The sequence below is a fragment of the Clostridium facile genome (assembly GCF_014297275.1).
GTDB classification, from domain to species: Bacteria; Bacillota; Clostridia; order Oscillospirales; family Ruminococcaceae; genus Massilioclostridium; species Massilioclostridium facile.
Genome location: NZ_JACOQK010000001.1, coordinates 348,426 through 371,858 on the forward strand (window position 1 = coordinate 348,426; position 23,433 = coordinate 371,858).

Sequence of the window (23,433 nt, forward strand, 5' to 3'; positions counted from 1 at the left end):
AGCGTTTGGTTATTGATGTAGATAAAATAAGTACCCTGGCTTTTCTATTAGAAAAACCGGGGTACTTATTTTATATTGAGAGAAAGAGAAAAAGGTTATAATAAGTTATTTTTTTCTGCGGGTAAACAATAGCGCTGCTCCTGCTAAAGTGATTGCTGCCAATCCTGCGATTGGTGCAAAGTCCCCTGTTTTTGCTGCGTTCGTTTTGGCAGTTATGGTTTCCTGTCCTGTCTGGATCGTATTTCCATCTACAGCTTCTATAGATGGTATTTCTGTTGTTGTGTCCTCTACTGTTACTAGGTCATCCATTGCTTTTTGTATATTCGCTACCGCTACATCTACTTCATCCTGAGTTGCGTTTTCGTTATCCATTACTGTGTTGGCTTCTGCTACTGCTGCTATTAATGCACTGTAGGATTCTGCTGTGTATGTAGTTGCGTCCAGATTATTGGCTGCTGCCAATACTTCTTCCAGGATGGATTTATCCGCTTTGTATCTCAGATTGAGCATTGTATTCAGCAGATTATCTGCCACTTCATTAATTTCTGCCTGCATAGCATCGCCATCTTGATAGACTTTTTGTGCTTCTTTCAATGCTGTGATAAATTCCGTTTTACCTGTTTCTACATATTTATCCAGGTCAATCTTTTCCGCTGCTGCAATTAGTTGGTCCAATTCTGTTTTATCCCCTGCGGTAAAACCTAGTTTATGAATTTCATTCAATAAGTCTATCCATGCGGAATCTATTTCTTGTTGAGAAGCATACATATTCTCGGCAACAACTTTCGCATTTGTCAGTGCCTCATCGAAGGATTTTTGTACGCTTTCAATAGCGTTGTCATATTCGCTACTTGCTTTTGCGCTTTCCGCATAGGCAATGACAGAATTTAAGATACCTTTATTTACTGTTGCCACTTTGGTATAAGTTTGTAAAACTACATCTCCTGTCATACCATAGTTATCTGGTTGCATTTCACCCATCCAGCCGGAGTACTGCTGCTCAATCATTCTGTTACGTAAACTGCTGGTTACTCTTACCTGGATAGTATTTTCTCCAAGTTGTACATAGTCTGAAATATCAGCAATGCAACTGTCCATATCCACTGGAACTTGAGTTCCATTCACAAAGATTGCTGCTGTTCCTCCACAGAAGGAATCCGCGCAAAATTCTAATCCATTTGTTTTTACATTCCAGTTTTCCGGAAGGTTAAAGGTAGTAGTATAAGTACCAACACCGGATACTTCTGGGCCAACCTGTTGCATGTCTTTCCATGGAATTAATTCGGTTTCCCCTACATGGATATCCACTTTATTTGTGGTATAGGTTGCTTCGGTGGTTGTAATTCCATTTCTGGTTTCACTGCGGGTAATTTTATCACCAGGTTCCCAAGATTGTATGGTAACATCCCAGGTGCTTAGTGGGATATCTTCTGGAACTTCCACGTTGGTTGAATATGTTTTCCCATCTGCGTATTGAACTGAAGCTGTTCCGCTCTCTGGAATATATAAGATATTAGAACCATTTTCCATGATTGATTTCTGTACATTTTTTGAAGAAATTACTGAATTTTCAACTTGGTTGTTGGGATCTAAAGCGAATACCATTACTTCACCAGGAGCTAAGTTGACATCCAGGATGGTTTTTCCATCTTGATAAGAGCAATTGTTGATTTCCTCAATGTTTCCGCTCCAAGTATCCAGCACATATGGCTGGTAAATGCCATCTACCGCTACTTGTCCAGTATAGTAGTTATCAGGATTTTCATACATGTAGTTGTATAAATACAAATAGCTTGCATCGTCGTCCTTCCGCATAACTGAGAGCAATGTCTGGTTAGATTCGGTGTATTCCGCACGTGGATGAACACCCAAACCGATTAAAGCATCATAGGCTTCTTCCTGTGTTTGTACAGCTGCAACATTATCTAAAGATTTGATTTCATCCATTACTTGGGCTAATTCCGCATCTTTTCCATCATTGCATCCTGTAGTAATAGCACCGCCATGGTTTATTTTCGTTACAGAGTTTTTGCCTGCGATGATTTCAGTAGTTTCCCCTTCTACAATTACTATTGGCAAGCCATTTTTTGCCCATTGTAATAAAGTTTGTGCGCTTTCGTAAGGCATTTCTTCTTGGTAAATCAGTAAAGCCTGATATGCTGGACCATCTGGCTGAACTAACCCATCCGCATAGGAGATATCACTATCCTGTAGTAGATAAGGGGAGAAATAATCATAAGTATAGCCAGCATTCTGTAATGTCTGGTCTCTCCAGTAATAGCCATCTTGGCGATGGAATGCGGAGTCAGCAATATCACTGTTCCAAATACCGTTATTCAGGTTATAATCCGTCCTTAAAATACCCAAGTCCATCTGTGGAACCCCTTCACGCAGGACTTTTTGCAATCTTGTAATATGTTCCCCCATTACTTCTGGGTAATCAATGGCGTTTGGTTGGCGTTTATTAAAACGTTCTGCAAATTGTTTCCCCATACCTTCATAACCTGGCCATTGTACATTTTGTTCTGGTCCATATTCGGAGGAATAGCCATGTACAACTGTTCTCTGGATTCCGGCTGCAAATTGAGTATAGAACATCTGTCGGAAATAATGGTTGTTGTTTTTGTAGTTTCCACCTAAGATTGCGCCCGTTTCGCTAGAGAACAGTTTGTTGTAAAGATGGGCACCGCCTGCCTGGGAACGATAACTATCCATTTCTACACCAAATTCCAAAGATTCTGTTTCTACATAATCCAGAGATTTAATCGGCTGGGAAATTTCTAATAATTGACCATAGGAGTTTTCCGCACGGAGTGTCATCCCCAATCCGTGAAGCCATTCTGTCAATACATCTAAGCAATTATCCATATACAGTTCTGTATTTACTTGGAACAAATCGTTGCGTATACCATCACATTTTTCTTCATTTTCCGCCAAAGTATATGGATAAGCAGGGACAGAGCCAAATCCTCCTCCGCTGGACATAATCAAAATAGGGAGATATTTGCTGGCATCATAGCCACAGCGTTGTTCAAATTGTTCTAGAAAATCAGTACACCAAAGGTTTTTGGTGGAATCTTTTCCTCTGGTTCCTAATTCCAAGGAATCCATATACATGGAAACATCGCCATTTTCTTTAATAAGAGATTTCATCTCATCAGTTAGTACATTTTCATCCCAATATTGGATTAATGCGTTTGTGCCCGCTTTATCAAAATAGTTAATGGTATAGGATTTTCCTGTTACAGCTGGTTTACGGGATTCGCCTGTACCATGTTGCCAGAATCCAAATAGGATATAGTCTCCATCATCTGGGGCTGTGTAATTGATATTCCAGGTTCCGTCTCCATTGGCAATAACTTGGTCAGAAATATCTGTGAGGGAATCCTCAACCAATTGGTTGGAACCAGGTTCTGCTCTCTTCGCAGCAATTACCTTGACGAATTTTAGTTTTGTAACGTCTTCTGGCAATTCTGGAGTAGGTAAAACACTATTAAATGTTTCCCCAGCAGAAAGTTCCACTGTTTTGTAGCTTAATTCCTGGGAAGCAGATTCATCATCTGGGGTAATGTTGGTTAAGTTTGCAGTTGCCCAGTTTGTTCCGGAAGTAAAGCTGACACCCATTCCTAGCTTATTGCATTCTTCCATAATAACATGGGTGTCATGAATCCATTCTTCAGAGCCCCACGCATAAGTGGCATCATCCAAGTAAGCGGATTCATCTAAGGTAACAAATTCTACTGCACCAAAGCCATTGTTATATAATTCATGGATGGATTCTTTCAGGGTTTCGTCTGTATGAGAACCTTCCGCTAGCCACCACCTTGCTTCTGGATGGTAATCCAACTCAGGGTCTTGGAACTTATCATTCATTTTTTGGATAAAGCTATCCTGTGCAGTATCTGCGGACCCAATTGCGGATACAGAGGATGCCATACAGCTGGCTACCAGGGAAATCCCCAATACAACAGCCAACAATTTACTCAATTTTTTCTGTTTCAATTCATTTCCTCTCCTTTGTATTAGTTTTATTAGATTTGATGCGCACCTTATCTTGATTTTTATTATACGCTAGAAATAGTAGAGTAGGGGAGGTAATTTTTTGCTTGAGTTGAGGAAATTCTTTGTTGAATTGAGTGAAATTAAATAAAAACACCTATCAATCATATGTATTTTATAGTATAATCACAATAGAATAAAAAGTGGAACAAAGTTTTTGAGGTGATTTTATGGAAAAAGAAGAACTATTGGAGTCTTTTTTTAGTTTGGAAGGGGCAATCCAGCTTGCATTAAATACTTATTATCAATTTTTATCCAATAGGAAAGGCAAAAAACTACCTCCTAATAAAAATATAGAATACTCCAGTGAACATAGTGAGATGAATTTTGACGCCTTTGCAAAAAATGAAAATGTTGCTGTTTTTTTCCACACCAACCATACAAAATATGCGATTGAAACTTCAGATGTCCCTTTACATAACCATGATTTCTATGAAATTAATTATATCTACCGTGGTTCTGTAACCAACCAGCTTAATGACCAGACTATCCATCAGGACATAAAGAAAATTTTATTGATGAATCCTTATGCGTATCATTCCCCACGGGTAGATACACCAGATACTATTTTATTCAATATCCTGATTCGAAAAAATTTTACAGCGGAAATCCTCAGTGATTTAAGTTACCAGGACAGTAATTTAATGAACCTATTTTTATCTGGAAGTTTGGGGATGAGTCCAATCCAGCCTTATTTAGTATTTGACAATACTCCAAGGATTAATTTTCTGTTACAGGAAATGATACGGGAATTTTACAATAAAAAGCCATATTACCAACAAATTTTATATTCTAAACTGATGGAACTTTGGTCGATGTTCGCACGGCAGAAAGAAGAAAAAAACGCAGCCAAAAAAGGGCAATATCCAAGTGATATCAATGAGATTTTAAATTATATACAGCATCATTGTGGCTCTGTCTCTTTGGAGGAAATCTCAAAAAAATTTGGTTTTTCTGTCAGTCATCTTTCTCGATATATCAATAAGTATACTGGATATAAATTCAATGAAATCTTGCACCAGTTTAAAATGCAAAACGCAGTCAATTATTTGACTCATTCCAATTTGACAATTCCGGAAATCACAGAGATTGTTGGTTATAGCGATGTAAGTTATTTTCGCAAAGTATTCAAAAAAGAATTTGGAATTTCTCCTAACGCCTATCGGAACCAATCGAAACAATAAAAGGAAAAGGCTTGATGGTAATTTTTCCATCAAGCCTTTTAACTATTGATTGTAGTTGGTGTTGTCAGTTGTTTTTTTCTTTTTGACGTGGTTTAAGATCCAATCTAAAATGTCGTTATATACTTTTAATTTACCCACTTCGTTTAGGATTTCATGTCTCATGTTGGGATAAAGGATACATTCTAAATCTTTGAGGTTGGCAAAATACAATTCATTCCGGACCTTCCAGACACCTTTTCCATAATTCCCGACGGGGTCAGATTTTCCCGCAATCAGAAGGAAAGGCAGCTTTTTGGGGACTTTAGATGCCCACGCCCTTTGGGAGACTTCTGTTAACAAATGAAATAAATCGCGGAACCCGCTAGCGGTAAAAATAAAGGTGCATTTTGGGTCATTTTCATATTCTTCTGTTACCTGTCTGTCACTGCATACCCAGGCATATGGAGTTTGGTTTCTGGGGCGGCAACGGCGGTTATACTGAAAAAACACAAGGGATTGTAACAGTTTACTGCGATGCCTTGTGCCTTTTAATTTGCAAATCCAGTCCGCTAAGGTGATTTTAAAATGTCCTCTTCTTGGTCCGGAAGTGCCGCAACAAATATAACCATCCAATTCTTTCCCATATTTAGTAATGTATTTTCTGGTAATAAAAGAGCCCATACTATGCCCTAATAAGAAATAGGGGAGGTCAGGATATCGCTTTTTCATTTCCAAATAACATTGGCGTACGTCTTTTACAAGATATTGATATCCATCTTTTTCTCCAAAATAACCTAAGTCATTCTGGTTCCATTCTGTTACAGTTTGTCCATGCCCTAAATGGTCGTGTCCACAGACTATTACCCCATATCCATTTAAAAATTGGGCAAATTCTTCATAACGTTCTATATATTCACACATACCATGGGTGACTTGTAAGATTGCTTTTGGAGGAGTAAGAGGGGTCCAAATCACGCCATATATGGTATCTTTTCCGTTAGAACTGGGAAAAGTAAAGGTCAATTTTTGAGAATTCATCATCAACATCCTTTAATTTGATTATTTCCATACAATATATTATATCAAAATAGACACTTAAAGTCTATGAACAAAAATATGACAAGTAAAAAATACTGTTAAAATATTGTAAAATAAAAAGATATAAGGAGAAATACAGAGATAATGCGGAATATTCTTATTTTTTAACAGTTTATCGTGTTAGCAATTTAATGTAGTAAAGTATATAATAAATTCATAACTTAACTTATGAATTTGATTAAAAGGAGTGTATATTATGAAAAAAAGAATTTTATCTGTTATATTAGCGGCAGCATTATCTTTAACTGTATTTGCTGGATGTGGAGGTGGAAACGCAGACACTACTGGCGATGCAGCGAACAAAGATACCTATGTGATTGGTTTAGACCCAGAATTTCCACCAATGGGGTTTAAAGATGATTCCGGTAATATTATTGGTTTTGATATTGACTTGGGGGACGCTGTTGCGGAAGAAATGGGCGTTACTTTTAAATATCAGCCAATCGACTGGGCTTCCAAAGAAATGGAATTGGATACTGGAAGTATTGATATGATTTGGAATGGCTTTACCAAAACCCCAGAGCGTGAGGAAGGGATGACTTTAACCAAAGCATATTTGGATAATGCACAGGTAATTGTAGTGCCTGCCGATAGTTCTATTAACAAAAAAGATGATTTGGAAGGCAAAAATATTTGCCTGCAAAAAGACTCCAGTGCAAAAGATGCTTTGGATAAAGATGAGATTGCTTCTAAGGTAGGTTCTGTTTCTGAACTATCCAGTAATGTGGATTGTTTCCAGGATATTGAAATGGGACGTACTGAAGCGATGGTGGTAGACAAAGTAGTTGCGAAATATTATACTAGTTTGGAAACTAATGAAGGAAAATTCCGCATTTTGGAAGATGAATTATCAGAAGAAGAATATGTTATTGCAGTGAAAAAAGGCAATGATGAATTAAAAGATAAAGTGGAAGAAGCAATCCAAAAAGTAATTGACAGTGGAAAAGGCGCTGAAATCTCCGAAAAATGGTTTGGGGAAGATATCATTAGTTTTGATGAATAATCTCTTATAACAATAATAAAGAAGAAAGGCTGATATTAAACTATTAATATCAGCCTTTCTTTTTTAGCATGTTTTAGTTATGTTAATTTTTGGGATGTAAGTACAAAATAATCAACGAATAAGAGAAAGAGCAGTGGAATCAATATGGTGGATAAGATTGATATTATTCCCATTGATAATTAGAACCAGAACAATACATATGCTGCTGATAGAATCGCAATGATACATTGTAAACCGAATCCTAACAACAATACCGTCAGCACCTCTTGTAAAATTTGTCCGCTAGCTATAAACATCGTTAACACAATATTGGCAAGTACTAAAAATAAAATCATGGGAACCAGCTCAAAAATGGGTTTTATACTGAGTTGGAAATTGATAAAAACAATATACCCTTAAAATTGTTTGAATGATAGGAACATTTCGGATATATAGTAGGATCTCAATTGTTTTGTATATATAAGTACACACATCTCTAAAATACGTTGGATAAAATAAAGCCCAGCGTTTGTATCACTTCTATAAAACTAGCAGATACAGAAGTGATGTACAAAAATTTTGTTATAATATCTAATCAAGTAGAGATAATGGGAATCTCACTAAGAGAGTTAATGATAAATGAGATACTGAAACATGGAATGAAAGAGATAAAATAGTAAGTAAGATTTGCATAATAGATGCAATAATAGTTCGAATCCCGACCACAAGAGAAACAAGGGGGTTCATTTTTTAATCTTATAGTATAGATGTACTAAAAAATTACCCAACAAATCGATTTGCTGGGTAATCACAAATAGAACTACAATTTTGTATTAATATTCAGCAGAACCAGTTGTTCTTGGGAATGGCAATACATCACGGATGTTGGAAATACCAGTCATATACATAATCAGGCGTTCAAATCCCAAACCAAAGCCACAGTGTTTGGTGCCACCAAAACGGCGTAAATCCAGATACCAGGAATAATCCTCTGTTTTCATGCCCAGTTCTTCAATCCGTTGTTCCAGAATATCCAAACGTTCTTCACGCTGGCTTCCACCGATAATCTCCCCTACACCTGGAACCAATAAATCCATAGCGGCAACGGTTTTCTGGTCGTCGTTTAATCGCATATAAAATGCTTTGATTTCCTTTGGATAATCGGTAACAAAGATAGGCTTTTTAAAGATTTCTTCTGTTAAGAAGCGTTCGTGTTCTGTTTGCAGATCAACACCCCAATAAACAGGGTATTCAAATTTGTCCTTATGCTGTTCTAAAATTTCAATTGCTTCTGTGTAGGTAACATGTCCAAAGTCGGAGTGGATTAAATCGTTTAAACGTTGTAACAGAGTTTTATCATAATGGGCATTAAAAAATTCCATGTCCGCTGGACAGGTATCCAAAACATATTGCAGTACAAACTGGATCATATCTTTTGCTAATTCCATATCATCTTGTAAATCGGCAAAAGCAATTTCAGGTTCAATCATCCAGAACTCAGCCGCATGACGTGCTGTATTGGAATTTTCTGCACGGAAAGTAGGACCAAAGGTATAGGTTTTTCCAAACGCCATGGTCATGCATTCCGCTTCCAATTGGCCAGATACTGTCAAACTAGTTGGTTTTCCAAAAAAGTCTTGAGAAAAATCAACTTCCCCTTCCTCGGTTAAAGGAGGATTTTTGGGGTCCAAAGTGGTAACCCGGAACATTTCTCCAGCGCCTTCCGCATCACTTGCGGTAATCAATGGGGTATGTGCGTAGATAAAACCACGTTCGTTAAAGAATTTGTGGATTGCGTACGCAGCAGCAGAACGTACCCGGAATACTGCGCTAAATGTGTTAGTACGTGGACGCAGGTGAGCAATCGAACGTAAAAACTCCAAAGAATGGCGTTTCTTTTGTAGTGGATAATCTGGAGAGGATGCCCCTTCCAATTGGATTTCCTCTGCATGGATTTCAAATGGCTGGCGTGCATTTGGTGTAACTAAAACCTTACCAGTTACAATAATTGCGCTGCCTACATTGTATTTTGCTACTTCTTTAAAGTTCGATACTTTACCATCTTCAAATACAATTTGAACTCCTTTAAAACAACTGCCGTCGTTTAATTCAATGAATCCTAATGCTTTGGAATCACGGATGGTACGAACCCAGCCACCAATGGTAACCTGTGCGCCATCCATTTCTGTATATTTTTGATACAGATCAGAAATTTCTGTTCGTTTCATTTTTATTTGCTCCTTTTTATCTTGTTGTCTAAACAGTTTATTCTGTCTCAATTTTTGTTACTTCAAATCCAACATCTTCGATCGCTTCAATTAACTGCGCGTTTGTTGCTGTGCCGTCAAAGCTAGCAACCCGGTTTTCCAAGCTTACACGCACATTGGATAAGCCTAACTCCTCTAATGCGCCTTTTACACGGTTTACACAATGTTGGCACGCCATACCATTAATATACACTTTTGTCATATTAAAAACCTCCTCAGTTAATTAACTTGCTAATAATATCCTCTAGTTCTTTCGTTTTTTGGTCAATATCTTCGTTGTTTTCCATAGCGGTTCTCATACAACTATGCATATGCCCTGCAAGGATGAGTTTATTCGCACGTTTAAGCATGGATTGGGCGGCTAAAATTTGATTGGAAATATCGATGCAATACCGTTCTTCCTCAATCATTTTTATAATACCCTCTATTTGTCCGCGACAGGTTTTTAGGGCTAACAAAGCCTTTTTCTTTTCCTCTGTCAACCAGGTACCTTCTTTCTAAACTATATTATTAGACTTGTATGATTATTGTATCATTTTACTATCTTGTTTGTCAATTGTGCATCCCCATAAATTTGGTATTTTGTTTATATTTTTACATTATATTTTCACATCTTTTTCGTTATATTTAAAAAGTGGGGAAAATAAACCAAATTGCAATTTAGAAAATCACTTTATAATTGGATTTAGATGCTTTTACCGTTTTATTATAGATAAAAATAGAAAATCGGTTTGGATTATGGTATACTAATTACAGGAGGCTGATATTTTATGAAACAACCAATAATAGCAAAAACAGCTTATCTTGTACCGGGGGTTGCCGTAGTAGGGGATGTTTCCATTGGGGAATATTCTTCTATATGGTATCATGCTGTGATTCGGGGCGACTTATCACAAATAAAAATAGGGGACCGTTCCAACATTCAGGATGGCTGTATCCTGCATAGCGATGCTGGGATGCCATTAACTATTGGAAACCAGGTAACGGTAGGTCATGGAGCGATTTTGCATAGCTGTACCATAGGAGATAACTCTCTAATTGGAATGGGAGCTATTGTGTTAAATGGGGCCAAAATTGGAAAGAATTGTATTGTTGGAGCTGGTGCCTTAGTGACACAAAATACAATCGTACCTGATAATTCTTTGATCTTTGGCAACCCTGCAAAGGTGAAACGCAGCCTTACACCAGAAGAAATTCAGCATAATACAGCCAATGCGGAAGAATATGTTGGCTGCATCCCAAACGAATAATAGAAAGAAAAGAAGTATAAAAATAATTTACCATTTATATGAAAAACTTTTTAGTCCATGTGGTAATAAAAAGGTGGGTATAGAAGTACCTGCCTTTTTTAGTTGTACGGTTTTTTATGAAATTAGTCTATAAAAAATTTTGCTTTCTATTACTGAGAACAAGTAATCTATAGTTTATTATAATAGAATATCCTTATAATCATGGCAAAGGAGAGATAAGGACATCTATTTATATAGGATAAACAAGAAACTATAATTATTGATGCCTATAATTGATACAATAAATAATTTTGTTATTATTTTTACGATAGCAAAATGTAAAAAATAATAAGGAAAGTTTGTGTAAAATGGTGATAGAAAAGTATATATAAAAAAGATATAATAAAATAACATGAAATTGTTAAATTGGTGTCTTAATTTATAACATAGGAAGGAGGAAAGTAGAATATTTTATAAGATACAATTTATATATTTATAACACAAGGAGGAAAAGGCATGAAAATGTGGAAACGAGCCTTGGGAATTTTGATTTCCGGGGCAATCTTATGCAGCAGTATGGTTGGAAATTTTGCTTTTGCTGCGGAAGAACAAGAACATGTCAGCACGTGGGATGCCCAGTGGATCTGGGATGACGATTCAACTGCCCGAAATACCTGGATGGATTTCCGCAAAACAGTAGAATTAACCGAAGTTCCAGAAAAAGCGGAAGCCAGATTGGCAGTAGATTCCCGATATTGGCTGTATATCAATGGTGAATTGGTCGTATTTGAAGGTGGATTAAAACGTGGTCCTACACCGGAAGATGGCTATTATGATGTGGTGGATATTGCCCCATATTTAAAAACTGGCACAAACACTATTGCAGTAAAAGCTTGGTATTGGGGACCAAAAGACCAGTATGCCAGCTATTCCAACTACAGCAGTAAAAAAGCGGGCTTTTTGTTTGAAGCGCAAATTGGAGACCAATTGGTAATCTCAGATGACAGTTGGAAAGTAAAACGGGATGAGGCATATCTGGACGATACCAAAATCGCGGGAGTTGGTCAGCCAAACTACCGTATTCCAGCATATAATATCTATTACGATGCGAGAAAAACAGAAGATACTGGTTGGGAAGAGCCCGGATATGATGACAGTGGCTGGGAGAACGCAACCGAAATGGGGCAAGCACCTTGTGCACCTTGGAATGAACTGTACGAACGTCCTATCCCATTGACAAAAGATTATGGGTTAAAAGAGTATTTAAACATGGATCAGTATCGGGATTATACCACAACCCAGACAGAATCCATTACAATGAACGTTCCTTATAACGCTCAATTGACCCCATATCTAAAAATTGAAACAGACCAGCCAGGTCTGGAAATTAAAATGACAACCGAAAACACCAATATTGGGGCAGTACGCAGTACCTATATCACTAATGGAAATGGTGTACAGGAATTTGAAGCGCTGGGCTGGTTTAATGGGCAATATATTACATATGAAATTCCAGCTGGCGTAAAAATTATCAGCCTGCAATACCGTGAAAGCGGGTATAATACCGAATTTACAGGTTCGTTTACCAGTGATAATGAATTTTACAACAATCTGTGGCAGATGTGTTTGCGTACCTTATATATTACCATGAGGGATAGCTTTATGGATTGCCCGGACCGTGAACGTGCCCAATGGTGGGGTGACACTACCAACGAGATGATGCAGATTGTGTACTCCATGGATGAAAATTCCTATCTATTGTATGAAAAAGGTCTAGACCAAATGTTGGGCTGGATGGAAACTGACAATGAAAATGAGTACCGCAACGATGTATTGCAAACAGTAGTTCCAATTGCCGGGGATTATTTTGAACTTCCCATGCAGCAGTTAGCAGGTGTTTGTGGTTTTTGGGAATATTATCTGTATACAGGCAGAACCGAAACCCTGGAAAAAATGTATCAAGCTTCCAAAACCTATTTGTATAAGTGGGATATGGGAAGCAATGGCTTAGTTGTCCATCGTGCAGGTAGTTGGGATTGGCCTGACTGGGGTTCCAATGCGGATGTTCCAGTATTAGAAAACGCTTGGTACTACAAAGCAATGTCCGATGTAGTAAAAATGGCGGAAGTTTTGGGATGTACAGAAGATATCCCCGCTATGCAGGAACGTCTAGATAGCATTGAAATGAACTACAATAGCTTCTGGACCGAAAAAGGATACAAATCTACAAATCAAGCGAAACCAGATGATCGTGCCAACGCAATGGCAGTATTGGCTGGCTTGGTGAACGAAAGCCAGTACCCAACAGTAGAAAATGTTTTGGAAACCATCTTTAACGCAAGCCCATATATGGAAAAGTATGTATTGGACGCAATGTGTGAGATGGGATATATGGAACAAGCCCAAAACAGAATGGTAACCCGTTATACCCCAATGGCAACTGATAATGGTTATACTACCCTGTGGGAAATGTGGGACAAAGGCGGCGGAACCAGAAACCATGCATGGTCTGGCGGTCCAATGATTACCATGTCCAAGTATATGGCAGGAGTAAAACCAGTCATTGCTGGTTATGATATTTATGAGATCACTCCGGATATGGGAGAATTAAACCAGGTTCAAGTTTCTGTTCCTTCTGTAAAAGGTGCGATTGATGTTGCCATGCAACAGGATCTGGCGGCAAATACATTCTCCATGAATGTAACTTCACCAGCAGAAACCACTGCGTTGGTTGCAATCCCTCGTTTTGAAGGAGTCAATTCTACTATTACTGCCAACGGTTCCGTTGTATTTGAAAATGGAGCGGCAGTAAACGGAAACCAAAATGTTGTATATACCGGACAAGATGGAAAATATGTTTACTTTACTGTAAATCCAGGCAGCTATCAAATCCAGTCAACCCCTAAAACAGATAGCAAAGAAAGCTACATTGTAACAATTCAAGGTACAGAAGGTGGGACTGTTTCTGTTGATAATACTGTAGTGGAATTGCCATATACAACAACAGTAGCAACAGGCAGTAAACTAACCCTTACCGCAACACCGGATAGTGAACATAGTTTTGACTATTGGAGTGGTTCTATTGGCTCTGAAAATACCCAGATAGAGATTACAGCAAATACTGATTTGAACATTACCGCAAACTTTAAACAAAAAGAACAAAAGGAATACAGCTTAATAAAATTATCCAATCCAGAAAATAATGATGTAATAGTAGAATATAATGGCCAGGATTATACTTTACCAACTACTTTGGTAGTAAAAACAGGTGATGTGGTACAGCTAAAAGCAAAGGATCAAAAATTTGGTATCACCCATTTTATGAACTGGCAAGGCGATATTTATTCCGCTAACTCAGAACTAGCTGTAAAAGTTGACAAGGATATCTCTTTAGAAATTAACAGCGGTTATGCAGCAAATATAAACTTGGCAAAAGGCTCTGAGGTAACTGCAACGGATAGCATGGAAGCTCCTCCAACCTGGAGTAAAAATAATTTAACCGATGGTAATATTTCTACTGGTTATACTACAAATGTAATTGCCAATGTTCAAAATGGCAATGATATTTCCGATCATCCAATAGATATTACCTTAAATTTAAAAGAGCAAAAGAATTTTAACAGCATATCTATTTATCCACGTACCGATGCTGTTACAGCGGATGGAAAAACTCCAAACTTCCCAACGGATTTTATCATCCAAACCAGTACAGATGGAACAAACTTTACAGATGTATTACATGTACAGGATGATACCAACCCTATGGGAAAACCTCAAATGTATGAATTTGAATCCCAAGATGCACAATACATTCGTCTACATGTGTTAAAATTAGGGCCTTATGCAAGCCCAGAAGGTGTTGCTGACCCATACCGGATTCAGTTAGCTGAAATTATGGCTTATAGCACGGATTCTTCCAATGAGCAGATTCTGTCACTGACTGGTACAGGAGAAGGTTCTGTTCTTGTAAACGGCAAGCAAGAAACCTTACCATTTACTGCTTCTTATCCATCAGGTACTACAGTAGCGGTAGAAGCATGCCCAGTAGAAACTGCTATCTTTACTGGATGGAGCGGAAGCTATCAGGATAATTCCAAAGTAACCTATATTACAATGAACCAGGATATTACCTTAAATGCTGGTTTTGAGGAATATATTTCCGCTGAAAAACCATTGGAAAATATTGCTTTCGGGAAACCTGTAACAAGTAATAATTCATTGGAAATGGGTGGACAATGGACGGTAAGTAATATTACAGATGGAATTACTGATGCAACAGGATCTGTAGAAGGATACACTTCTTCTGAATTCCAGGATGCGGATATTTCCGCGAATCCAATTGATGTTACAATCAATTTAGGGCAGCCACAACAATTTAGCAAATTAGTATTATATCCTCGTAACGATGTCCAAACTGCAAATGGTGGTACAGAATCACCAAACTTCCCAGTTGGATTTGATATTCAGGTATCGAATAACAATAAAGATTGGTCTACTGTTTCTTCATATTCCAATTATCCAAATCCACAAAATCAACCAGCTATATTTGAGTTTGAACCTCAAACTGCACAGTATGTACGTATTTTAGTTAATACATTAGGGGAACCTACCAATGATGAAAAATTCCCAGATGGACGTGTTGCACGTCGTGTACAATTAACCGAAATAGAAGTATTTGCTCAAGCAGACGATATTACTAACTTTGCCAAAGAAGCAACCATTACAGCAACCAATTCTTACGAGAGTGCTGCATGGAAACTCAGTTTCCTGAATGATGGTATTTTGCAAAGCCAGGGTAGAAATAATGGAAATGTAGGTCCAAAGGGATATTCCTCAGAGGGATATAACACCAAAGATATTAGTGCAACACCTCACCGTATCACCTTCGATCTTGGAAAAGACCGTGTAATCAATAATGTTTCTCTTTATCCAAGGACGGATAGTGATGCAGAAAAAGAGGATTCCAATATCACTGCCAACTTCCCAGAAGACTTTAAGATTTTGGTAAAAGACAGTAATTCTTCTGAATATACCGTAATAAAAGAAGTAACAGGAGCTAAAATTCCAGATGCTCCGCATACAGAACGCGGATGTTATTCCGTAGATTTTGGTAAGGATGTTACAGCGCAGTATATAACTATCGAAGTTACCAAATTAGGTCTTCCTACTTATGATGAGAAAACATCTGTTGTAAATCGTGTACAACTTGCAGAAGTTACGATTAATGGAGAATCCTCCAAACAGGAACCAAATTCTGTAGGTAGTATTAAAATCAATCCATTGCAAGGAAGTTCTTTGGGCATTGGAAGCTCTATGCCTGTATCAGCGATTGTAACACCTTCTACCATGCAAAATAATGATATTATTTGGTCAGTGGAAGATGAAAACGGTATGCCTTCTATGGTTGCAGAATTAAGCCAGGCTAATACAGAAACTCCTGTGCTTCAAGCGAAAATGGAAGGTACAGCATACTTGGTAGCACGGTTTACCAACGGTTCTCCAGCAATGGATAAAGTAAAATTTGAAGTGACAAAACCTGTTGATAAGTCTATTTTGAATCGAGTAATCGCATATGCGGAAGAACAACAGGCATCCGATGAATTTAACAATGTCATCAAAGATGTACAGGAATCCTTTAAGGCGGCATTAGCAGCGGCGAAAGAAGTTTCTGAAAATGCGTATGCGATACAGTCTGAAGTAGACACAGCATGGCAGAACCTGATGAACGAAATCCATAAACTAGGATTTGTCAAAGGTGATATTACTTCCTTAGAAGCTCTGGTTGCATTGGCAGAAGGTTATGACATGAATGACTTTGTAGAAGCAGGTCAGGCAGAATTCTTAGAAGCGTTGAAAGCAGCGCAAGATTTATTAGCGGATAAAGACAATGCAATGCAGGCAGAAATCGAAACAGCAGAAACCAATCTGTTGAACGCGATGCTGAACCTGAGATACAAAGCGGATAAATCCATCCTGGAAAAAGTAATTGCGGAAGCCAACGGCAAAGATGCGAACGCATATACAGCGGAAAGCTATGCAGTACTGGAAGCAGCAGTAGCAGAAGCAAACGCAGTAATGGCGAACGAAGATGCAACCCAGGAAGAAGTAGACGCAGCAGTAGTAAGTGTACAAGAAGCAATGAAAGGTCTAGTAGCAGTAGAAAAACCATCTACCGAAACACCAGATGACAACAAAGCAAACGGTACACAAACAGGGCAAGAATCTACCACAACAAAAGCAAACGCAGCCAAAACAGGTGATGTTGCACCAATCGCAGGAGTAATGGCACTAGTATTGGCAGGCGCTGCAGTAGTAGCTCTGAAAAAGAAAAAATAGTATTTCTTTTCTGTGATGGTTTATAACCACCAATTATAGTGTTAAAAATAAGACCCCCGACCTTTTTATAAGGTTGGGGGTCTTATTTTTATTTCTTTTAATTTTTCATTAAATTTAATCAAAAATAAAAATTTTAGATAGTATAAACGATAAAATACTTAAAAATTTATTAATGTTCCTCTCGTAAATACAAAAAATAAATAGAACAGAATCTATTTACTTGATTGTTCTTTAAAAAGTTTTACGATAAATATATGTTTTTCGACAAAATAACTTATAATATTGTATGAATTTATTCAAATTATTGTTAGGGAGGATATTAAAAATGGAAATCAGCAACGAAACTTACTTTTCTTTAAAAACAGAACATATTTATCAATTTAAACAGGTATTATATGACCGGGAAAATGCTAGTGCTACTATTCGTAAATATATTACCGATATCCGCACGTTTTATTCTTATCTAGGAGATAACAAACAAATTAATAAACAACGCATCCTTCTTTACAAAGAATGGCTCATGGAACATTATGCTATCACCAGTGTAAATTCTATGTTAGTAGCTTTAAACCAGTTTTTAAATTTTCTGAATTTGGAGCATTTAAAAACAAAACAAATCAGGATACAGAATAACTTTTTTATTCGAAAAGAAAAAGAACTAACCAAAGTAGAATACGAAAATCTAGTTAAAACAGCACAGTCTCAAGGGAAAGAACAGCTTGCATTGATTATGGAAACAATATGTTCCACTGGTATCCGAATTAGTGAATTAAACTTTTTTACAGTAGAAGCAGTAAAATTAGGTGTTGCAAAAGTATGGAATAAAGGGAAATACCGTTTGGTATTAATTCCAAATCTGTTGCAAAAAAAATTAAACTGTTATGCAAAGAAAAAACAGATCCAATCCGGTATTATTTTCAAAACAAAAAGTGGTAAACCAAAAGACCGTTCGAATATATGGCGAGAGATGAAAAAAATTGCGGAACTGGCTGGTATTTCACCAGAAAAAATATTTCCGCATAATTTACGACATCTATTCGCAAGAACTTTTTATTGTTATACCAAAGATTTGGTTAATTTAGCAGATATCCTTGGCCATAGTAGTTTGGATATAACTAGAATTTATACTTCCGAAGGGATAGAAGCTTCTCGAAAAAACATTGACAAACTACAACTCATAATAACCATATAGTATTAATTATGTTGTTATTTTTACTGATTTTATTTTCTATTTTATAACGCAAAGAGCAATAAGTCAATACAGATATATACAAGATTGTAATATTTTGTATTGTTTTGAATGTTTATGAATTTTTTTTGTATAATTAATAAAAATTATTTGGTAAATATATGTAGGTGTTGGAACCTTTCCTGTTTTATTTCCATTTTTAAACAACATAATTAATATTATGTTGTTTTAATTGAGTGGAAAATTTAAGTTTTAAGACAAAGTGAAAATCGTGAAAAGAGCAGATAGAAGAAGTGAAATAGGGCAGAAAGGTAAAGTTTATGGCAATGGAAAACATAAGAACAACTGAACAGAAAAATTTATTGCATGACGATGAAATAGAAATAGGTGAATTGTTAGGAAAGTTATGGGGGATAGTAAAACGGTATTTTATTTTACTAGCATGCTTTTTACTAGTAGGGGGGATAGGAGGATATTTAGTGAGTAACTATTTAGTTGCTCCTAAATATCAATCTAGCGCAACTATGATTGTAAATAACAATCAAAACGTAACAGGTACATTCTCTCCAAGTGACTATACTGCTTCTACAAATTTGGTAGAAACTTATGCCGTTATTATCAAAAGCGAAGCAGTATTAAATCCAGTTATCCAGGCCTTAGGAATAAATGTTAGTAGTAGCGATTTAGCGTCGCAGATATCGGTGAGTTCGGTAAATGCAACACAGGTGATGAGGATTTCTGTAACCGATACGGATAAGGAATTTGCTCGGTCGGTAACAGAAAAAATAACAGAAATCGCACCTGAAATTATCATTGAGAAAGTAGAAGCAGGCTCCTGTAACATTGTAAGCCAAGCAAGTGACGCGGTTCAAGTATCTCCAAATGTAAAAAAATATACTATGATAGGCATATTAGCTGGAATTGCTGTAGCAGTAATTATTATCTTTTTGAGGGAAATTTTAGACCGTACTATAAAATCGGAAGAACAACTGGCTGCTTTAACCAATAGTTTGGTAATCGGAGTGATACCATTTGAAGGGAGTAAAAACTAATGGGAAAGGTTAGAAAACACATTAGGTTGAATTCCCTTAGTGGAGAAGAAACCTCATTTGCATATGTAGAAGCATTTAAGACGCTGCGTACCAATTTGGAGTTCCTATCATCGGAAACAGATTGTAAAAAAATAGTTGTTACTTCTCCATTAGCGGAAGAAGGAAAAACTAATGTATCTATCAATTTAGCAGTTACACTTGCGGATGCAGGCAAAAAAGTAATACTGCTTGATTGTGACTTGAGACGATCTATTTTAGAGGATTATCTATCATCTGAAGATAAAAACAAATGGAACAAACAATTTACCAAAGGATTATCAGGGATATTGTGTGGAAAATTTAATTTGGCAGAATCTTCGATAGAAATGAAAAATTTAGGTATTACTGTTCTGCCATCAGGCAAGCATCCTCCAAATCCATCGGAATTGTTGGCAAGCAAAAAAATGGGACAGTTAATTCAAGAATTAGATGAGATATATGATTACATCATATTTGATGCCCCGCCAATTTCTTTGGTTACTGATGCGGCGGTAATTGGTAAATATGCAGATGGTGCGCTATTAGTTGTAAGATATAAATCTACACCAGTTGTAATGATTAAAAAAGCAATGGAAAATTTGAATAATGCCGGTATAAAGGTAATAGGCTCTATACTAAATGCGTTTGATATCAAAAAATCCAATATTTATGGCAAAAAATATTATGGATATTATAGATATGCATACAAAAAAGAAGGTGAGGGGCTATAGTAGATTTACATACTCATATTTTACCTGGAATCGATGATGGGGCGCAGGAATTGGAACAGGCACTACAACTGTTGGAGATGCAAGTAAGACATGGGGTTAATAAAATTGTATTTACACCACATTTTCATTTTGAGGAACAAACACCAGAACACTTTTTTGAACAAAGAGAACTAGCGTATCAAAAACTAATGTTGTCATCAAAAAAGCGAGAAATTCAATTTGAGGCAAAACTAGGCGCAGAGGTTTATTTTTCAATTCGGCTTAGCAAATATGATCTATCAAAATTTTGTATTGAAAAAACAAATTATCTGTTAATAGAATTTTCTCCAATGTATCATTATGTTGCATTGATTGAAAAGGTAATGTTTGATCTATTAAGTAGCGGGATTGTCCCAATCATAGCCCATATAGAAAGATATCCATTTTTAATGGAAAATCCAGCGTTATTATCAGAATGGGTAAGCCAAGGTGTTATCGTACAAGTGAATGCCAATAGTTTAAAAAGAACAAAAAAGACAAGAAAAAAAATAGTAAAACTATTGGAATGGGGGCTTGTACATGTAGTAGCATCCGATACACATTCAGTAGATTTAAGGCCACCCAATATTTGGACAGGTCTGGAATCGATAGAAAAGTATCAAAACCAACTGATTGAACATGCAGAAAAGATTTTCCAAGGAGAAAATTTGCAAAAAGCATCACCATATATGCCGCATAAACGGTTTGGTATGTGGATGTAAAAGGGATACTTTTTCGTTCGTATTTACTTTGACCAAAAAACTTAAAAATAGGCAAAAAAATAGAGATTTAACCCCAAAAATACCCAGAACGAAAAAGTATAGTTATCACGAAAAGAAAAAGTAGTCAATAAAACCCTCCTTTGCCTATATAAAAGTTTTGGAAGGTGAACGTAAAAAGAATTGATAGATATTTGTAAAATATAGTAAAAGGAAAATTATCCTCTAAATTTTATTGTGAAAAGAGGAACGACAATGAAAAACGTGACAAATGAAAGACAGAATAACGATTTAAAGGTAATGAATAAAAATACGAAAGTTCTAAGAAAAAAGAGATTGGAACATTGGAAAGTAATAGCACTCTATCTTTTTTTCTATGATGTAATTGTTATTAATTTATCCTATTTTTTAGGGCTTTGGTTGCGATTTGATCTAAGTTATTCTCTTATTCCAGATATATATCTATCTTCATTTTTAAAATTTGCACCATTCTACACTATATTTACAGTAATTATATTTTTTTGTCTTCATCTATATAACAGTTTATGGCGCTTTGCCAGCTTTAGTGAATTAAACCGTATTTTACTCGCATCTGGTATTACTACTTTGTTTCAGATAATTGGCATTACTGTTTTTCTATGCAGAATGCCAATCTCCTATTATGTTTTTGGTGCAGTAATCCAATTTTGTTTTGTTACAGCGGTAAGGTTTATCTATCGTTATATTACTTTGGAAAGGGCACGTAGGGCAAAAAATTTACGGGCTGTTCACAATGCCATGATTATAGGGGCTGGTGCCGCAGGTCAGGTTATTCTGAAAGAATTAAAAGTTTCAAACGATGCATCCGCAAGGCCATTGTGTGTGATAGATGATAACTCCAATAAATGGGGTAGAATAATAGAAGGGATTCCCATTGTAGGAGGAAGAGAAAGTATTCTGGAATCGATTGAGAAGTATCATATTGACCAGATTTTGTTTGCCATCCCAACAGCTTCTGCCGAAGAGAAAAGAGATATTTTAAATATCTGTAAAGAAACAAATTGTGAATTAATGACTTTGCCAGGAATCTACCAACTGGCAAATGGTGAAGTATCTTTAAATAAGATGAAACCAGTGGTAGTGGAGGATTTGCTGGGACGGGAAACAATTCAAGTGAATATGGAAGAAATATTCCAATATTTAAAAGATAAAACGATCCTTGTAACCGGTGGCGGAGGTTCTATTGGAAGTGAACTATGTAGGCAGATTGCTGCCCATGAACCGGAACAGCTTATTATTTTTGATATTTATGAAAACAATGCTTATGAGATAGAACAGGAGTTAAGAAGAAACTATCCCGAACTAAATTTAGTGGTATTAATTGGATCTGTTAGGGATAGCAGAAGGATTAATTGGGTTTTTGAACATTATAAGCCGGATATTGTGTACCATGCTGCTGCCCATAAGCATGTTCCCTTGATGGAGACAAGCCCTAATGAGGCGATTAAAAACAATGTAGTAGGTACCTATAAGACAGCATACGCAGCCTTAAAGTATGGAACGAAACGGTTTGTTTTAATTAGTACTGACAAAGCGGTAAATCCAACGAATATTATGGGGGCTAGTAAGCGGATTTGTGAAATGGTAATCCAGAGTATGGACGCCATTAGTAAAGAAGGAAGGATAGATTTACTTCCTTTTCTTCATGACCATATAGATAAAAATAGAAATGGTCAAATTGTTAGCGATCCAATGGACCATGTAACGATAGACAGTATAGAAAAAGTAGACTCTAGTGTACAGATTGAGAGTGTAAAAAATAAAGTTAGATCAGGGACACAGTTTGTTGCAGTCCGATTTGGAAATGTATTGGGCAGTAACGGCTCTGTTATTCCATTGTTTAAAAAACAGATTGAAGCAGGTGGTCCGGTAACAGTAACACACCCTGATATTATTAGATATTTTATGACCATTCCAGAAGCTGTCAGCCTTGTATTACAGGCAGGAGTTTATGCATGGGGTGGAGAAATTTTTGTGCTTGATATGGGAGCGCCAGTAAAAATTGATACTTTAGCTAGGAATTTGATTAAATTGTCCGGTTACCAACCTGATGTGGACATTAAAATTGAATATACAGGATTGCGACCAGGAGAGAAGCTTTATGAGGAAAAACTTATGGCGGAAGAAGGTATCAAGAAAACGGATAATGAGCTGATACATATTGGAAAACCTATCCCTTTTGATACGGTGGATTTCCTGAGAAAGCTGGAAAGACTGGCAAAAGCAAGTTATCAAAACTCTGATGATATTGTTCCAATGGTAGAAGAAATTGTGCCGACTTTCCATCCAGTAGGAAAACAAGCGAAAAATGATTGCAACACACAAACATTGAAAATAGAAATTAAAAAATTGGATCAGAAAAAATCTTTGGCAATAAAAGTATAGATATAAAAAATTGGGGCAAATTTAATTGTTTTAAGAAAGAATGTAAAAATTTTAATGGACGTTGGAATGACATGAAGTAAATGAAATGAAAAGTTCCTTTATGGTTTTTATGATAATTCAGTGTCTATTGTTTATAAGAAGCATAGAG

14 protein-coding genes are annotated in these 23,433 nt (G+C 36.6%); 9 read left to right on the forward strand and 5 right to left on the reverse strand.

Translation table 11 applies throughout. From position 1 onward, the window contains the following. Nucleotides 1-105 precede the first annotated feature (105 nt). Nucleotides 106-4,002, reverse strand: a complete 3,897-nt coding sequence (locus H8Z77_RS01325; RefSeq protein WP_270739648.1) for a glycosyl hydrolase — start codon at nucleotides 4,000-4,002, stop codon at nucleotides 106-108. A 227-nt stretch (nucleotides 4,003-4,229) separates the two neighbouring features. Between H8Z77_RS01325 and H8Z77_RS01330 the strand changes: the two genes are divergently transcribed. Further along, nucleotides 4,230-5,243 carry an AraC family transcriptional regulator gene (locus H8Z77_RS01330; protein ID WP_186995925.1) on the forward strand — a complete coding sequence of 338 codons (1,014 nt, stop codon included), beginning with the start codon at nucleotides 4,230-4,232 and terminating at the stop codon, nucleotides 5,241-5,243. 42 nt (nucleotides 5,244-5,285) lie between these two features. Here H8Z77_RS01330 and H8Z77_RS01335 read toward each other — a convergent pair whose 3' ends face one another. Further along, a complete protein-coding gene (locus H8Z77_RS01335) occupies nucleotides 5,286-6,260 on the reverse strand; it encodes an alpha/beta fold hydrolase (RefSeq protein WP_186995926.1) in 975 nt (324 codons plus the stop codon). 256 nt (nucleotides 6,261-6,516) lie between these two features. Between H8Z77_RS01335 and H8Z77_RS01340 the strand changes: the two genes are divergently transcribed. After that, nucleotides 6,517-7,323: an amino acid ABC transporter substrate-binding protein gene (locus H8Z77_RS01340; RefSeq protein WP_069989266.1), complete on the forward strand. Its 807-nt coding sequence runs from the start codon at nucleotides 6,517-6,519 to the stop codon at nucleotides 7,321-7,323. An 812-nt stretch (nucleotides 7,324-8,135) separates the two neighbouring features. On the opposite strand, the gene asnS is transcribed toward H8Z77_RS01340, so the two are convergent. From asnS to H8Z77_RS01355, 3 genes are read right to left on the reverse strand one after another with little or no spacing between them, the layout of a single operon-like run. Beyond that, nucleotides 8,136-9,530 carry an asparagine--tRNA ligase gene (asnS, locus tag H8Z77_RS01345; RefSeq protein ID WP_186995927.1) on the reverse strand — a complete coding sequence of 465 codons (1,395 nt, stop codon included), beginning with the start codon at nucleotides 9,528-9,530 and terminating at the stop codon, nucleotides 8,136-8,138. A gap of 37 nt (nucleotides 9,531-9,567) precedes the next feature. After that, nucleotides 9,568-9,771 carry a heavy-metal-associated domain-containing protein gene (locus H8Z77_RS01350; RefSeq protein ID WP_069989264.1) on the reverse strand — a complete coding sequence of 68 codons (204 nt, stop codon included), beginning with the start codon at nucleotides 9,769-9,771 and terminating at the stop codon, nucleotides 9,568-9,570. 13 nt (nucleotides 9,772-9,784) lie between these two features. Beyond that, nucleotides 9,785-10,051, reverse strand: a complete 267-nt coding sequence (locus tag H8Z77_RS01355) for a metal-sensing transcriptional repressor (protein WP_069989263.1) — start codon at nucleotides 10,049-10,051, stop codon at nucleotides 9,785-9,787. 288 nt (nucleotides 10,052-10,339) lie between these two features. On the opposite strand from H8Z77_RS01355, the gene H8Z77_RS01360 reads away from it, so the two are divergent. The 7 genes from H8Z77_RS01360 (at nucleotide 10,340) to H8Z77_RS01390 (ending at nucleotide 23,285) form a co-directional block, all read left to right on the forward strand. Further along, complete coding sequence (locus H8Z77_RS01360) at nucleotides 10,340-10,819, forward strand: gamma carbonic anhydrase family protein (protein WP_186995928.1); 480 nt, start codon at nucleotides 10,340-10,342, stop codon at nucleotides 10,817-10,819. A 495-nt stretch (nucleotides 10,820-11,314) separates the two neighbouring features. Continuing rightward, nucleotides 11,315-17,134: a discoidin domain-containing protein gene (locus H8Z77_RS01365; RefSeq protein WP_186995929.1), complete on the forward strand. Its 5,820-nt coding sequence runs from the start codon at nucleotides 11,315-11,317 to the stop codon at nucleotides 17,132-17,134. A gap of 325 nt (nucleotides 17,135-17,459) precedes the next feature. After that, nucleotides 17,460-18,326, forward strand: coding sequence for a tyrosine-type recombinase/integrase (locus tag H8Z77_RS01370; protein ID WP_069989260.1), 867 nt, complete (start codon nucleotides 17,460-17,462; stop codon nucleotides 18,324-18,326). 323 nt (nucleotides 18,327-18,649) lie between these two features. Beyond that, nucleotides 18,650-19,375 (forward strand): YveK family protein, encoded by a 726-nt coding sequence (locus H8Z77_RS01375; protein WP_286165632.1) that lies wholly within the window; start codon nucleotides 18,650-18,652, stop codon nucleotides 19,373-19,375. Beyond that, on the forward strand, nucleotides 19,375-20,124 hold the full coding sequence (locus tag H8Z77_RS01380) for a CpsD/CapB family tyrosine-protein kinase (RefSeq protein ID WP_186995931.1): 750 nt from the start codon (nucleotides 19,375-19,377) through the stop codon (nucleotides 20,122-20,124). Before H8Z77_RS01375 ends, H8Z77_RS01380 begins: the two co-directional genes overlap by 1 nt. A 50-nt stretch (nucleotides 20,125-20,174) precedes the next feature. Beyond that, a complete protein-coding gene (locus H8Z77_RS01385) occupies nucleotides 20,175-20,864 on the forward strand; it encodes a CpsB/CapC family capsule biosynthesis tyrosine phosphatase (RefSeq protein WP_083256487.1) in 690 nt (229 codons plus the stop codon). A 297-nt stretch (nucleotides 20,865-21,161) separates the two neighbouring features. Then, nucleotides 21,162-23,285, forward strand: coding sequence for a polysaccharide biosynthesis protein (locus H8Z77_RS01390; protein WP_186997077.1), 2,124 nt, complete (start codon nucleotides 21,162-21,164; stop codon nucleotides 23,283-23,285). The last annotated feature ends 148 nt before the right edge of the window (nucleotides 23,286-23,433 follow it).